Origin of the sequence: Streptomyces sp. NPDC048270, from assembly GCF_040652335.1 — a bacterium.
In the GTDB taxonomy this organism is placed as follows: domain Bacteria; phylum Actinomycetota; class Actinomycetes; order Streptomycetales; family Streptomycetaceae; genus Streptomyces.
Genome location: NZ_JBEZLV010000002.1, coordinates 320,967 through 335,085 on the forward strand (window position 1 = coordinate 320,967; position 14,119 = coordinate 335,085).

The 14,119-nt window shown below is 71.9% G+C and carries 12 protein-coding genes and 1 pseudogene; 3 read left to right on the forward strand and 10 right to left on the reverse strand.

Translation table 11 applies throughout. The features are described 5' to 3' along the window. Positions 1–8: 8 nt before the first annotated feature. The 6 genes from efeB to AB0D66_RS02935 form a co-directional block, all read right to left on the reverse strand. On the reverse strand, positions 9–1,286 hold the full coding sequence (efeB, locus tag AB0D66_RS02910) for an iron uptake transporter deferrochelatase/peroxidase subunit (protein ID WP_362295650.1): 1,278 nt from the start codon (positions 1,284–1,286) through the stop codon (positions 9–11). Positions 1,287–1,291: 5 nt separating this feature from the next. Beyond that, complete coding sequence (locus AB0D66_RS02915) at positions 1,292–3,310, reverse strand: copper resistance protein CopC (protein WP_362295653.1); 2,019 nt, start codon at positions 3,308–3,310, stop codon at positions 1,292–1,294. Between the two features lie 22 nt (positions 3,311–3,332). After that, positions 3,333–3,824 carry a copper chaperone PCu(A)C gene (locus AB0D66_RS02920; RefSeq protein ID WP_362295656.1) on the reverse strand — a complete coding sequence of 164 codons (492 nt, stop codon included), beginning with the start codon at positions 3,822–3,824 and terminating at the stop codon, positions 3,333–3,335. Next, on the reverse strand, positions 3,821–4,474 hold the full coding sequence (locus tag AB0D66_RS02925) for an SCO family protein (protein ID WP_362295659.1): 654 nt from the start codon (positions 4,472–4,474) through the stop codon (positions 3,821–3,823). Before AB0D66_RS02925 ends, AB0D66_RS02920 begins: the two co-directional genes overlap by 4 nt. Positions 4,475–4,542: 68 nt before the next feature. Further along, positions 4,543–5,268, reverse strand: a complete 726-nt coding sequence (locus AB0D66_RS02930) for a YcnI family protein (RefSeq protein WP_362295662.1) — start codon at positions 5,266–5,268, stop codon at positions 4,543–4,545. Between the two features lie 109 nt (positions 5,269–5,377). Next, positions 5,378–6,220, reverse strand: a complete 843-nt coding sequence (locus AB0D66_RS02935) for a hypothetical protein (protein ID WP_362295665.1) — start codon at positions 6,218–6,220, stop codon at positions 5,378–5,380. Between the two features lie 223 nt (positions 6,221–6,443). Here AB0D66_RS02935 and AB0D66_RS02940 point away from each other — a divergent pair, with 223 nt between their 5' ends. Continuing rightward, positions 6,444–6,887 carry an ATP-binding protein gene (locus AB0D66_RS02940; protein WP_362295668.1) on the forward strand — a complete coding sequence of 148 codons (444 nt, stop codon included), beginning with the start codon at positions 6,444–6,446 and terminating at the stop codon, positions 6,885–6,887. 72 nt (positions 6,888–6,959) lie between these two features. On the opposite strand, the gene AB0D66_RS02945 is transcribed toward AB0D66_RS02940, so the two are convergent. Together AB0D66_RS02945 and AB0D66_RS02950 are read right to left on the reverse strand one after the other, a co-directional pair. Next, the gene (locus AB0D66_RS02945) at positions 6,960–8,426 is read right to left on the reverse strand and encodes an aminopeptidase P family protein (RefSeq protein WP_362295671.1); all 1,467 of its coding nucleotides are present in this window, start codon (positions 8,424–8,426) and stop codon (positions 6,960–6,962) included. A gap of 215 nt (positions 8,427–8,641) precedes the next feature. After that, positions 8,642–10,171 (reverse strand): PP2C family protein-serine/threonine phosphatase, encoded by a 1,530-nt coding sequence (locus AB0D66_RS02950; RefSeq protein WP_362295674.1) that lies wholly within the window; start codon positions 10,169–10,171, stop codon positions 8,642–8,644. Between the two features lie 424 nt (positions 10,172–10,595). Between AB0D66_RS02950 and AB0D66_RS02955 the strand changes: the two genes are divergently transcribed. After that, positions 10,596–11,318: a bifunctional DNA primase/polymerase gene (locus AB0D66_RS02955; protein ID WP_362295677.1), complete on the forward strand. Its 723-nt coding sequence runs from the start codon at positions 10,596–10,598 to the stop codon at positions 11,316–11,318. A 135-nt stretch (positions 11,319–11,453) separates the two neighbouring features. Beyond that, on the forward strand, positions 11,454–12,038 hold the full coding sequence (locus AB0D66_RS02960; RefSeq protein ID WP_362295680.1) for a hypothetical protein: 585 nt from the start codon (positions 11,454–11,456) through the stop codon (positions 12,036–12,038). A gap of 180 nt (positions 12,039–12,218) precedes the next feature. Here the strand turns inward: AB0D66_RS02960 and AB0D66_RS02965 are convergent, their stop codons facing one another. Beyond that, positions 12,219–13,193 carry a DUF5926 family protein gene (locus AB0D66_RS02965; protein ID WP_362295683.1) on the reverse strand — a complete coding sequence of 325 codons (975 nt, stop codon included), beginning with the start codon at positions 13,191–13,193 and terminating at the stop codon, positions 12,219–12,221. 258 nt (positions 13,194–13,451) lie between these two features. Next, positions 13,452–14,053: pseudogene (locus tag AB0D66_RS02970) on the reverse strand (ATP-binding protein). Between the last annotated feature and the right edge of the window lie 66 nt (positions 14,054–14,119).

Here is a 14,119-nt window from a genome sequence, read left to right on the forward strand (position 1 = left end):
GGTGCTGTTCACCCTTCGAGCAGCCGCTGCCCCACGTACTCGCCGGTGCGGGGACCGGGCGGCACCGCGTAGAGGCCGCTGGACTCGTGGCGGATGAAGGCCGACAGTGCGTCACCGCGGTCGAGCTTGCGCTGGACGGGGACGAACCCGCGCAGCGGATCGGCCTGCCAGCACACGAAGAGGAGCCCCGCGTCGGGCGCACCGTCCGGGCCGATCCCGTCATGGAAGGAGAAGGGGCGCCGCAGCATGGCGGCTCCGCCGTTCTGCTCGGGGGCGGTGATCCGGGCATGTGCGTTGGACGCGATGACCGGCTTGCCGTCGGCCCCCAACTTGTCGAGTGCCATCTCGGTGGTCTCGCCGCCGCCGGTCAGCGGGGCGCCGGTGGCCTTGGTACGGCCTATCACCTGCTCCTGCTGGGCGAGGGACTGCTTGTCCCAGTCGTCGAGGAGCATCCGGATGCGCCGGACGACGGCGTACGAGCCACCCGCCATCCAGGCGTGCTCGGTGGGCCCCGGGCCGGCGGCGGGCACGAAGATCCGCTTGTCGAAGTCGGGCTCGGAGGGCTTCGGGTTGCCCGTTCCGTCGACCTGGCCCATGAGGTTGCGGGCGGTCATCGGGGAGGCCGTGGCGCCGGGGGAGCGGTTGAAGCCGTTCATCTGCCAGCGGACGCGGGCCGCCTCCCCGGCGTCCTTCTGGAGCGCGCGCAGGGCGTGGAAGGCGACGAGTCCGTCGTTGGCGCCGATCTGGACCCACAGGTCGCCGTTGCTGCGCTGGGCGTCGAGGCGGTCCGAGGAGAAGTCCGGCAGCGGGTCCAGGGCGGCGGGACGGCGGGCGGTGAGGCCCGTGCGCTCGAAGAAGGAGTGGCCGAAGCCGAAGGTGACGGTCAGGGAGGACGGCCCGGCGTCGAGGGCGACCCCGGTGTCGCCGGTCGGCGCGGTCTCCCCGGCCATCAGCCGGCGGGCGGTCTCGGACCAGCGCCGCAGCAGTGCGGCGGCCTCCGTCCGGCCCGCACCCGCGGTGAGGTCGAAGGCGAGGAGGTGCCCCGTGGAATGCAGGGGCGTGGTGATGCCGGCCTGGTGGTCGCCGTGGAAGGCGACCTGGGTGGCGCCGAGCGAGGAGAGGCTGCCGGCGGCCCCGGAGGCTGAGCCGCTCCCGGAGTCGGCGAGCGCGGAATGGGCGAGCGCGCCGCCGGCGGCGCCCAGTGCGAGCCCGGCGGCCCCTGCGGCGCCGACGGTGCCCAGCAGCCGGCGGCGGGAGATCTCGATGTCGGTGGTGCTCTCGGTCACGCTGGTCAGCCGATCTTCACGGTCTTGTGGACGGTCGTCTGGTCGATGTCGGACGTGCGGACGGTCACGTCGATGCGCCACTCGCCGGCGAGCGGAAGCTGCACACCGGACGCCGTCCAGTGCCCCGGAGCGGCGCGTTCGGGCAGGAGGGGCAGCGGGCCGATGTCCTTCGCCGGGAGGGTGAAGGACACCTTGACCTCAGGGAGGTCCAGCGGCGTGCCCTCTGCGGAGTCGGCCCAGAGGTGCAGGGTGTTGGCACCGACCCGCCCCGGGTCGAGCTCGAGGCGGACGTTGCCCTTGCCGTTCCGGCCGCCGGTGTCGAAGGGCAGGGTGATCTTCACGGCGCGGTCCGGGACCGCCGTCGCGGCGGAACCCCGGGAGGACTCCTGCTCCACGGTGCGACCGGGCTCGGTGCTCGTGAGCACCGTGGTGACGGCGAGCAGTGCCACGGCGACACCCGCCTCGGCGAGGACGGAGCGGCGCAGGCCCGCACGGTCCGGATCGGCGTCGCGGACCCGCTTCTCGCGTGCGCTCTCGAGGGCGGCGCGCTGCCGGGCGAGCTGGGCTGCCCGTCGAGGGTCGGCGGGCACGGCGACCGGCTCTGTTTCACGTGAAACATCGGCCGACGCGGTCGGTGTTTCACGTGAAACAACGGCGCCGTCCGCGGAAGCGTCGGCGAGCCGTGCGGTCCACTTGCGGGACAGGTACGCGATGCCGACGAGGACGGCCACCAGGCCGAGCTTCAGGAGCAGCAGCTGCCCGTACGAGGTGCCGGTCAGTGCCGACCAGCTGCCCAGCTGGCGCCAGGACTGGTAGACGCCGGTGACCGCGAGCACCAGCACGCTGACGAAGGCGACCTGGGAGAAGTGCCGGACGGCCGCCCGCTCGATTCCGGGGACCTTGTACAGGGCCACGAGCAGGGCGGCGAGCCCGCCGAGCCAGGTGGCCACGGCGAGCAGGTGCAGGATGTCGGCCGGCATGGCGATGCCCGGCTGGATGCCCGTGGACGCGTGCTCGGACAGGGCCCAGGTGGCGGCGATCCCGGCGGATACGACGGCCCCGCCGATGCCCAGGCCGAAGGTGAGGTCGTTGGTGTCCCGGGCCTCGGTGTCCCGGTCCCCGGTGTCCCGGTCCTTCTCCACGTCCCGCTTCGCGCCCTCCACCGCGCCGTCCTCAGCGGTCACGGCGGTGGGGGCGCCCTGCCGGCGTGCGTAGACGCCGAAGAGGACCGCGATGAAGAGGGCCGCGGCGCCCAGCAGGAGCAGCCGCGAGACCAGCGAGGCGCCGGTCTTGGTCTCCAGGACGGCCTTCAGGCCTTCGAGGTCGAAGACGTCGGCGAACTTCCCGGACCCGGTGTAGGGGGCGCGGAGCACGAGCATGGCGAGGGTGGCGGCCGTCAGGGTCACCCAGGCGCGTACGACGAGCTTCTGGAGCGGAGGTTCGGCGGCGCCCCGGCGCCAGCACAGCAGGATGAAGGCCGCGCCGCCGACGAGGACGGTGAAGCCGGCGTATGCGGCGTAGCGGGCGATGCCGTACGCGATGCCTACCGGCCCGCCGCCCGCCTGGGCTGCGGGCAGGGTGACCTCGGTGGCGGAGGGCGCTCCGATGGAGAAGGTGAAGGCGCCGGAGATCGGGTGGCTGTCGGCGGAGACGGCCTGCCAGGCGACCGTGTACGTGCCGTTGGGCAGCCCGGGGCGCAGCGCCGTGCCGTAGCGGATGGTGTTCCCGCTGCACATGTCGCGTAGTTCGCCGGTGTCCACGCGCTTGCCCTGGGGGTCGAGCACGCGGATGGAGTCGTCGCCCAGGGCGACCTGCTCCGAGAAGGAGAGCGTGACCTGGGCGGGGGCCGTGGCGACCACCGCCCCGTCCGCGGGGTCGCTCGCGGTGAGTGCGGCGTGTGCCGAGGCCGGGGAGGCCGCGGTGAACAGGGCTGCCAGCAGGGCCGCGAGGACCAGCACGAGCCGCGGCAGCAGGGCTGCGGCCCGGGTGTGCACCGTGGAGGGGGCGGGGGCGGTGGCCGTCATGGCGAGTCGCTTCCTCGGTCCGTCAGTGGCCGTTGCCGGCGGTGGATGTCGGAGCCTGCCCGGTGTACGTCCGTTCCTTCACATCGAGCTCGACCTTGACCGGGCCGGCCTTCTCGAAGCGCAGCTCGACGGTGACCTTGTCGCCGACCTTCGGCGTGCTCTTGAGCCCCATGAACATGATGTGGTCGCCGCCGCGCTCCAGCTTGAGCTCGCCGTTGGCGGGCAGGTCCAGGGACGGGACCTGCTGCATCTTCTGGTTCTTCGTCTCGTGGATCTGCAGATCGTCGGAGAGCGGGGAAGAGACGCCGGTGAGCTTGTCGGCGGTCTTGGAGTCGTTCTTGATGACCATGAACGCGCCGGCCATCTTGTCGTTGACCGGCTGGGGCATGAAGGCGCCGCTGACCGCCGGCGCGGGATCGGAGGACCCGTCCTCGGAGCCGGAACACCCGGATATGGCGAGCGCTGCCGTCAGGGAGAGGGCGGCGGCGAGGGTGCGGGTGGTGCGGGCGTTCACGGGTTCTCTCCCTTGATGATCTTCGGCAGGTCCTTGGTGTAGTCGTCGACGGTCGTGCCCTCGCCGTAGAGGACGTAGCCCTCGTCGGTCTTGGGCGAGAACGCGATGACCTGGGCGCCGTGCATGGAGACGACGTTGCCGTTGGCATCCGTCTTGGCGGCCTCGATGCCGATGCCGAGCGAGCGCGCGGCGGCCTGGATGGTGGCGAAGTCCCCGGTGAGTCCGGTGAAGGCCGGGTCCTGGTTCTTGAGCCACGAGGCGAGGGAGTCGGGAGTGTCCCGTTCGGGGTCGGTGGTGACGAAGACGACCTGGAGGTTGTCCTGGTCGGCCTTCGGGAGTGCCTTCTTGGCGACGGCGATGTTGCTCATCGTCAGCGGGCACACGTCGGGGCAGTGGGTGTAGCCGAAGTAGATGAGCGTCGGCTTGCCCTTGGTCTGCTCGCGCAGGTTCCACGGCTTGCCCGTGGTGTCGGTGAGGACCAGCTCCGGCTTGGTGAACGGGCGGTCCAGCACGGTCGCGGCCTTGGTGTTGCTCTGGCCGCCGGAGATCTGGTTGACCGAGCCGGGCTTGGCGGTCTCGCCGCCGCAGGCGGTCAGGGTGAGTGCGGCCGCCGCGAGGAGTGCGGCGACCGTCACGCGTGTGGTGCGCATGGAGAGATGTCCCTGGGATCGGGGATGTGACGGATGTTCGGGAACGGCGGGGCGACGGGTCGCGGCCGTCAGGCGGAGCGGCGACGCGAGGCGACGCCGAAGGCGACACCGCCGAGCCCGATGACGATGCCGGCGATGCCGAGGGCGCGCGCGGTCGTGTCGGAGCCGTGCTTCGCGTCGGCCTGGTCGTGGCCGTGCTCGTCCTTGGCGTTCTTGCCGGTGCCCTTGTCGGCGTTCTTGTCGCCGGCATCGTGGTGATCGGCGCCCTTGGCGGCGGTCAGCTTCAGGACGGGCGCGGGGTTCTGCGGTTCCGCGGCGCCTTCCTTGGCCTCTTCGATCCAGCGGACGACCTCGCCGTTGTCGTAGGTCTGGATGGACTTGAAGACCATCTGGTCCGCGTTCTCGGGGAGCTTGCCCACGGAGAGGGGGAACTGCTGGAACTTGCCGGGCTCGATCTTGCCGCCGGACCAGGTGACCTTGGTGACGGCCTCGTTGATCTGCTTGCCGTGGACGGTGAGCGGCTTGTCGAGCTTGCTCTTCTCGACCGTCACGGTCCAGCCGGGAACGTCCTGCGGCATGACGGACGTGAGCGGCTGGTCGACCGGGAAGTTGACCTCCAGCTGCGTGGTCGAGGCGTTGTCGCGCTCGTTGGGGACCTTGAAGTCGATCGTCGCGTAGCCGCCCTTGGCGGCTTCGCCGGGCTGTACGCCGACGTGTGCGAGGGCGGGGCCGGACAGCAGGAGGACGCTGCCGGCGGCGAGGGCGGCGGCGAAGGAGACGCGAGAGGTCTTCATGGCAGAAACACTCCACGGAAGCAGGGGTGACGGTGGCTCCGCGCACGGGTGCGCGCGGAGTTCGCGGCACCGGTGCTCCCGTCGTGTGTCCGGGGAGGAGGGTGCCGCGTCAGGCTGCGAGGGCGAGCGCCGGGGGCGGTCCGCGCCTGATCACCGCGTGCTGGAGCGCCTCACGGCCGGTTGCGGCCGCGGGACCGGCTGCGGTCCGCGGGACCAGCGGGATACCGGCCGGCGTGCCCGCGAGCCCGGCGCCGAGGGCGCGTACGAAGGCCAGCGCGGCCCGCAGCGGGCGCACCGGGTCGGCTTCGGCGGACAGCCGGGACAGTTCGACGAGACGGAAGAGCGCGGCGTCGCCGCGGCCGAGGAGCCAGCCGGCGGCCAGCGCGGCCAGCAGGTGGCCGAGCAGCATGGCGGGGCTGAACAGGCCGGTCGCGGGCGCCGTGGTGACCGCCTGCGCCACGTGGGCGTGCGCCCCGTGGCCCTGCGCGGCGAGCTGTCCCGCCTGTGCGGCCTCCGCGGCCAGGGCGGCCGGGTCCAGCCCGGCGGTCGTCAGGATCTGCCGGGCGTCCGCCGGGCTGAGCGGTACGGAATTGCCCCCGCACACCAGCCGCGCGGCGAGCTCGGCCAGCGAGCTGTCGGCAGTGGGGGCGGGGCTCCGGGCCGCCGACGCCGCAGCGGCGCCGTGCTGGCCGAGGCCGAACACCGTGTGCAGCGCGAGCTGTCCGGCGGCCAGCCCGGCCGCGATGCCGGGCAGCGAGCGCCGACGTCCGGCGAGCGGCGCGGCGACCGCGAAGACGCCGAGGAACCCGAGGCACAGGGACCACCACGGCACCGTGGCACAGGACGCCAGGGCGTGCCCCGCCGCGGACAGCACGACACAGACCGCGGTGAACACCGCGGCCCGGATGAGCCGGAGGCCGGCTCCGGCGTGCGTCGCGTGGGGGGCAGTCATGGCCGGGCCATCATCGCACTGCCCTTAGGCCCTCCATACGGCAGGTCCGTAAGGTCCCATGAGTCCGTCATGGGACCTGCCGCGGCGGTGTTGCCGCAGGACCGCGCGGCCATCGCCGCATATACCGGATCCCGGGAGAGCCGCATCGGCCGAACGGGGGCAATCGGGCTCTCGGAGCCCTTTGGGCGCTTACGGTCCCCCATGGGCGGCAATAGGTAACCGTATGAGCATCTGGTGGTCTCTCCACTTGAGGCGCGAAGCCGCGAGCGTGCCGCTCGCCAGGCGACTGCTGCTCGGGACGATGGAGACCGCGGGGGTGGACCCGGACATCTCCTACGACCTCTCGGTGGCGCTCAGCGAGGCGTGTGCGAACGCCGTGGAGCACGGCGGGAGCGGCGGAATCCCGGACGATACCGAGGCGTACCACGTCACGGCCTATCTGGACGGGGACTGCTGCCGCATCGAGGTGACCGATTCGGGTCCCGGGTTCCCGCCGTCGGCGGTGGCCCGGCGCAGACCCTCGCTGGCCGAGAACGGCCGGGGCATGCACCTGATCGAGGAACTCGCCGACCACGTCCGCTTCCGCAACCGGCCCGGCCGCGGCGCGGTCGTGAGCTTCGACAAGATGCTGAAGTGGCGCGAGGACGCACTGCTCAAGGTGTCGTAGGGACACCGGTGGGCGGGACCCCTTGCCGGAATCCCGCCCACCGTGGCGCCGATGACGCGCCGGGACCGCTCGTCAGCCCTTGAGGCGCGCCATCCAGGCCTCGACCTCGACCGAGGTGCGGGGCAGCCCGGCCGACAGGTTCCGGTTGCCGTCCTCCGTGACGAGGATGTCGTCCTCGATCCGGACGCCGATGCCGCGGTACTCCTCGGGCACGGTCAGGTCGTCGGCCTGGAAGTACAGACCGGGCTCGACGGTGAGGCACATGCCCGGCTCCAGCGTGCCGTCGACGTACGCCTCGGTGCGCGCGGCGGCGCAGTCGTGGACGTCCATGCCGAGCATGTGGCCGGTGCCGTGCAGGGTCCAGCGGCGCTGCAGGCCGAGTTCCAGGACCCGCTCCACCGGGCCCTCCAGCAGACCCCACTCGACGAGCTTCTCGGCCAGCACGTGCTGGGAGGCGTCGTGGAAGTCGCGGAACTTGGCGCCCGGCTTGACCGCGGCGATGCCGGCTTCCTGGGACTCGTACACCGCGTCGTAGATCTTGCGCTGGATGTCGCTGTAGGTGCCGTTGATGGGCAGCGTGCGCGTGACGTCGGCGGTGTAGAGCGAGTGGGTCTCCACACCGGCGTCGAGCAGCAGCAGGTCGCCGGAGCGGACGTCGCCGTCGTTGCGGACCCAGTGCAGGGTGCAGGCGTGCGGGCCGGCGGCGCAGATGGAGCCGTAGCCGACGTCGTTGCCCTCGACGCGGGCGCGCAGGAAGAAGGTGCCCTCGATGTAGCGCTCGGACGTGGCCTCGGCCTTGTCGAGGACCTTCACGACGTCCTCGAAGCCGCGGACGGTGGAGTCGACGGCCTTCTGCAGCTCGCCGATCTCGAAGTCGTCCTTCACCGCGCGGGCCTCGGAGAGGTAGACGCGCAGCTCCTCGTCGCGCTCCTTGGTCACCTTGTCGGTGAGGGCGGACTCGATGACGGCGTCGTGGCCGCGCACGTTGCGCACCGGGCCCTCGGCCTCGGTGAGCGCCTCGGCGAGCTCGCGGACGTCCTTGGCGGGGATGCCCAGGAGCTGCTCGGCCTCGGTGAGGGAGTGGCGCCGGCCGACCCACAGCTCGCCCTGGCCCGAGAGCCAGAACTCGCCGTTCTCGCGGTTGGAGCGCGGCAGCAGGTAGACGGCGGCCTTGTGGCCGGTCTCCCCGGTGGGCTCCAGGACCAGGACGCCGTTCTCGGTCTGGTCGCCGGTGAGGTACGCGTACTCGGTCGAGGCGCGGAAGGGGTACTCGGTGTCGTTGGAGCGGGTCTTCAGGCGGCCCGCGGGGACGACGAGGCGCTCGCCGGGGAAGCGCGCGGAGAGCGCGGCGCGGCGGGCGGCGGTGTGCGCGGCCTGGGCGATGGGCTCCAGCCCGCGCAGCTCGGTGTCGGCCCAGCCGGTGCGCATGCTCTCGGCGAGTTCGTCGCTGACGCCCGGGTACAGACCGTTCTTGCGCTGCTTGTGCGTCTTCTTGGGCTGCTCTTCTTCCGGGGTCTCCGGGGTGAGCTCGTCAGCCACGTCATTCTCCTCAGCTACGACGACAGGCACGGACCGGGGTGGGGCCCTTGTCCATCGTATGTGCGAGCACCCGGGGCCCCGTGTGCTTTATCGCACAAACGACCGTTTTGATCGCACCGGTCGCACCGGTCGCACCGGTCGCACCGGTCGCACCGGTCAGAGCCGGCGCACCCGTCGCACGGCTCGCACCGTCGCACCCGCCGCGGCGTCCGCGCTCACTCGAACCGGGCGGCGAGCAGGACGATGTCCTCGGGGAGGTCGGCCGGGTCCCCGTCGGGCAGCACGGTCCGCAGGATGTGGTCGCAGAGGGCGGCCGGGTTCTCCCGGGCGGTACGGGGGACCGAGGCGGCCGCCGCGTGCAGCCGGGCGTAGGCGCGGTCCATCTGGTCGCCGGTGCGGCGCAGCAGCCCGTCCGTGTACAGCAGCACCGTTTCTCCCGGTGCGGGCTCGATCTCCACGCTCGGCGCCTCCCAGCAGGACAGCATCCCGAGCGGTGCGGAGAGCGAGGTCTCCACGTACTCGGTGCGGCGCTCGCCGATGAGCAGCGGCGGGGCGTGTCCGGCGCCGGCCAGGATGATCTTCCGCAGGGCGGGCTCGCAGTAGGCGAACAGCGCGGTGGCCGAGCGTGCGGGCTCGGTGAGGCGCAGCAGCAGTTCCAGGTCGGACAGGACCGCCACCGGGTCCTCGCCCTCCATGACGGCGTAGGCGCGCAGCGAGGCCCGCAGCCGCCCCATCGCGGCGACGGCGCTGGGCCCCGATCCGGTGACGGAGCCGACGGCCAGGCCCAGGGCGCCCTCGGGCAGCGGCAGGGCGTCGTACCAGTCGCCCCCGCCGAGCGGTCCGGTGTGGTGGCGGGCGGCGAGCTCGACGCCGGGGACGCGGGGGAGGCGGCTGGGCAGCAGTTCCTCGGTGACGGTGGCCAGGCGCGAACGGGAGCGCTCGACCTCCAGCATCCGGGCGAGGTGCTCGGCGGCGTGCCGCACGTACAGCCCGACGAGGTCGCGCTGGCGGTCGTTGGGCTCGGCCTGCTCGTCGTAGAGCCAGACGGCGGCGCCGAGCCGGCCGGTGGCCTCGGCGGTCAGCGGGAGCGCGTAGCTGGCGGCGTAGCCCAGGCGGGCGGCCACCTCGCGGTGGCGGGGGTCGACGGGGGCGGCGAAGCCTCCGGTGCCGGGAGGCTCGCCGGGTTCGGGGAGCACCTCGGAGCCGCCGTGGGCGTCGGGCAGGCCGTCGAGGATGCGGCCGTACGAGGTCGCGCTGCGCGGCACGGTCTCGATGTGGCCGAGGTCGGCGTGGCCGAGTCCGAGGCCGATCGTGTTCGTGGGGCCGAGCCCGTCGGAGGGCTCCAGGACGATCAGGCCGCGGCGGGCGCCGACGAGCGCGGCACCGGCGCGCAGGAACTCGTGGAGGGCGGACTCGAGATCGCCCGTGCGGGCCAGGCGCTCGGTGAGCTCGTGGAGGGTGGTGAGGTCCGAGACCATGCCCGCCAGCCGGTCCTGGATGAGACCGCCCGGGCCGGGCACCGGGGCCGGGGCGGGGGTGGTCCGGGCGGGCGTGGGCGCCACAGTGTGCGGTGGCGTCGTAACCGTTGGATCGATTCCAGCCACTTTCGGCAGATGCGGGGCGCTCATGGCGTCCGCCTTTCCACCTGGTGCGATTCGCCATATAGCATCGCAAACCCCCAGATCGTGCTGCGCCGCCATCAAGGAATCCACATCTACACGCACACACGGATGCATGTCCAGCATTGCCCAGGTGGGAATCCTGGTGTCCGTGGGACGGCAACTCACTGTCCAGCCAAGGCTAGAACTTGGCCGGAAAAAGCCGGAAGCAGGCGGTTTTTGCGGTCGACTGGACGGGCTCCACAAGGGGTCCGGGTACGTAATCGGTAGTGCCCGGGGCCAGTTGGTGCGGCGCCGGCCCTGTTCCGTCACGATCCCGGCACCACTGAGACGCTCCGTGCGACCTCCCGGCGAGGGGCCGGGAACCGACCGGGGACGGCCGTCGTCCTTAGCGGCGGCAGCCGGTGCGGACTTACGTTCCATGACAAAGTGCCCGAACCGTGTGAACCTGCATATGGCGGACAGTGACGCGAAACCTGTACGTGTGGTGATAGACCGCTTACATGGTGTGATGTGGCCCTCGGCGTTCAACGGAAAGGAACGAGCGCTCATGCGCGAGATCCTCGGAAGGCGTCTCCAGCGGCTCCGCGATCGCTTTCAATCCCTGCGCCCCGCCCAGCGACAGACCGGCACGCCGCCGGCTCTCCTCGAAGCGGCGCTCACCTGCGCCACCCACTGGCAGTGGCCCGTGCTGCCCGGCGTCGGGCGGTCCGCGGCGGACGGCTCGCGCTGCGCCTGCCCCGACCCCGACTGCGTCGTCCCCGGCGCGCACCCCTTCGATCCGGGCCTGCTGGCGGCCACCACGGACCCCCGGATGGTGACCTGGTGGTGGACCAACCGGCCCACCGCTCCTGTCCTGATGGCCACCGGGGGGACCGCTCCGTGCGCGGTGAGCCTGCCGGCGGGCGCGGCCGCGCGCGCCCTCGCGCGACTGGACGCCCAGGGCATGCGGCTCGGACCGGTCGTGGCCACCCCCACGCGGTGGTCGCTCCTGGTGGCGCCCTATTCGCTGGAACTGCTCGGCGAGATCCTCTACGCCAAGGATCATGTGCCCTCCTCCCTGCGTTTCCACGGCGAGGGCGGATATCTCCTGCTGCCGCCGTCCGCCGCGTCCAGCGGTGGCCGGGTCCGGTGGGAGCGGGAGCCGTCTTCGGAGCCGGCCGGGCCGGGGGGCGCGCCGGAACTCTGGCTCCCGCAGGTGGAGGCGGTCGTGGACGCGCTGGTCGAGGCGAGCAGCGGTGCGCCGGGCGGCGGTAGCAGGCTCGCCTACTGACCTTCCCGGTTCGGATGGCCACCGGGTGGACGGCATCCGTGCGGATCACTCGTACGGGTGCCAGCGGGACGGGTTTCCAAGGGAATTGGGCGCGGGGATCTCCGCGCCCCATTCCCGCATCGCTATCTTCGGCGAATGAATCTCCGCCTGATCGGTATCGGCGCCGGTGTGCTGGTCATCTTGTCGCTCCCGCTCGCAGGAGCGATCGCCGGGCCGGATTTCGCCGGTCAGGATGACGGAAAAAGCGGCGGCTTGTTCTCGACCCTCGGGCTGTCGGACTCCGCACGGACCTCTCCCACCGCCCCCGCGCGTGCGGCGGAGCCGACGCCCCGGGCGGCCGGGCCCGAACGGCCGGGCCCCATCGAGCAGCCCCGTACGGATTCCCGGTGCGGCCCCGAACTGTCCTCGCCCGACGGCGTTGAGGCGCAGACGTGCGTTCTGGCGGGTGAGGGCCAGACGTGGGGCCGGAGTTACTACCGGAACACGAGCGGCCGCGCCATGGACGCCGTGCTGACGGTGATGGGACCCGCGGGGCGCACGGTGCAGATCCTTTGCGCGGTCGGCGCGGGCGACGAGCCGGGGCTGTGCGAGACGCCGAAAGAGAACTCGGCGGGTGCGCCGGACAGCTACTCGGCCGTAGCGGAATTTGCAGTTCCGGATGATGAAGGGAAGCTGCTCCTGAGGTCCGGGAGCAACTCACCGGCACCCACAGACGGTTGAGAACCGTCGAAATGTGAAGGCCCGGTCGCTGGCGACGGGGGATGCACCAGCGACCGGGCTACAAGAACGGTAACAAGAGATCGCCTGTACGCAAATTCGATCTCCGATATTCAGACACCGATTTGCAGACGGTTAGCGGGAGTTGTGACTCCTGTCACCGGATCTGCGCGAGGGCGCAGGTCAGCTGAGGGTCACCTGTCGGTTGGTGAGCCCGCCGCGCGCCCGGCGCTCGTCCGTGGTCAGCGGGGCGTCCGAGGCCAGAGCCGTGGCCAGCCGTTCCGCGAACGCCGCCGCGGGCTTCTCGACGTCGTCGGCCGTGACCCCGGTGGGCAGGTCCCAGACGGGAACCATGAGGCCGTGCGCGCGGAAGGAGCCGACGAGCTTGGTGCCCTCGCCGAGCGAGGAGGTGCCGGCCGCGTGCAGCCGCGCGAGGGCGTCGAGCAGCTTCTCCTCGGGGTGCGGCATGACCCAGCGCAGGTGGTTCTTGTCCGGGGTCTCGCACCAGTAGGCCGCGTCCACGCCCGTCAGCTTGACGGTGGGAATGGCGGCGGCGTTGGCCCGCTCCAGCGAGGCGGCGATCTCCGGGGAGGCGCCCTGGGCGCTCTCCGATTCCGGAATCCAGAATTCGAAGCCGGTGTGCACAACCGGCTCGAAAACGCCGTCGGAGTCCAGGAGATCCTGAAGTCGCGGACCGTCGGCCGGCACCCGGCGCGCCGGAACCGGGGTACCGGGCTCCGCCACGAGCGCACGCTCGAGGGTGTCCGCCATGTCGCGGCCGAGGTCCCCGCTGGAGGAGTCGTTCTGCAGGCCGAGGAGGACGGAGCCGTCCTCGCGGCGCAGCGCCGGCCAGGCCATGGGGAGCACGGTGACCAGAGTGACGGAGGGGACGCCCTCGGGCAGGCCGCCCTTGAGGGTCAGCGGAACCGTGGCGGCCGGGACGAGCTCGCGCAGCGCGACCCAGTCGCACTCGCCCGGCAGGCCCTCGAAGGGGCGCCGTACGTGCTCGGTGACGGCGTGCGCGGCGGCTGCGCCGTGGCAGGCCTTGTAGCGGCGCCCGGATCCGCAGGGACAGGGCTCGCGTGCGCCCACCACCGGGATTTCACCGTTGTTGAGCTGCGGCTTTGCAGTCTTGGCTGCGGGGCGCTTCTTGGCCATCGTGCGTGTCTCCCGGTTGCGGCGGTACGGCGTCGTGTCTGGGCGCGAGCCTAGCCGTTCGTACCGCCGGAACCGGTGGGGTGCGGCCGGGAGCACGGTCGGCGTGCGCTCCCGGACGGCCGCCTGATGCGATGTCCGATACCGCTGTGTTGCTGTGCTGCTCTTCGCTAGTGCACGGATCCGGATTGCGCAGACGGATCGCGGATCCAGGTCACGGATCGCGGATCCAGGTCACGGATCCCGGCCTCGGATCCTGGTTCACGGATCCAGGTCGTCGAAGGCCGTGCTGAAGTCGATCGCCGGGGGCGCAACGCGCGTAGCGAAATCCTCGTGCCGGGTCCCACAGGCAACGATCACCCAGACGGTGACCTCACCCGCCGCTCCATCCCGGACACCCCAGTCCTGGGCCAGCGCGCTGATGATGTTCAGCCCGCGGCCGCCCCGTGCGGTGACCGAAGGTGTGGCCGGGACCGGGCGGGTGGGTCCGCCTCCGTCCGTGACCTCGACCGTCAGCCGTCCCGCCTTGTCGACGCGCCATGCGGCGCGTATCTCCCCGTCCCCGACTTCCCGCGCGCCCAGCGGCCTGCCGTGACGGCAAGCGTTGCTGAGCAGTTCGGAAAGGATCAGTACGGCATCGTCCACGACCGATTCGGACACCCCGCTGATGCGCAACTGCTCCCGCATCCGGTGTCTCGCCTCGCCCACGCCCGCAGGACCATGGCGTACATCCATGCACGACGACGTGGGCACTTCCTGTGCCACCACCAACGCCACCCCCGGAACCTCCTTAGCCCCACGCATGGTCTGGATGCCCCAATGGCCTGGACCGGAAACCGCCGGGGCGGAGCCCTCTGACGCATTCGCGCCGATCGGATGCGGAGCGGATGCGCCGGGGCACACCCTGTTACCGGCGGGGCGGAAGGGGC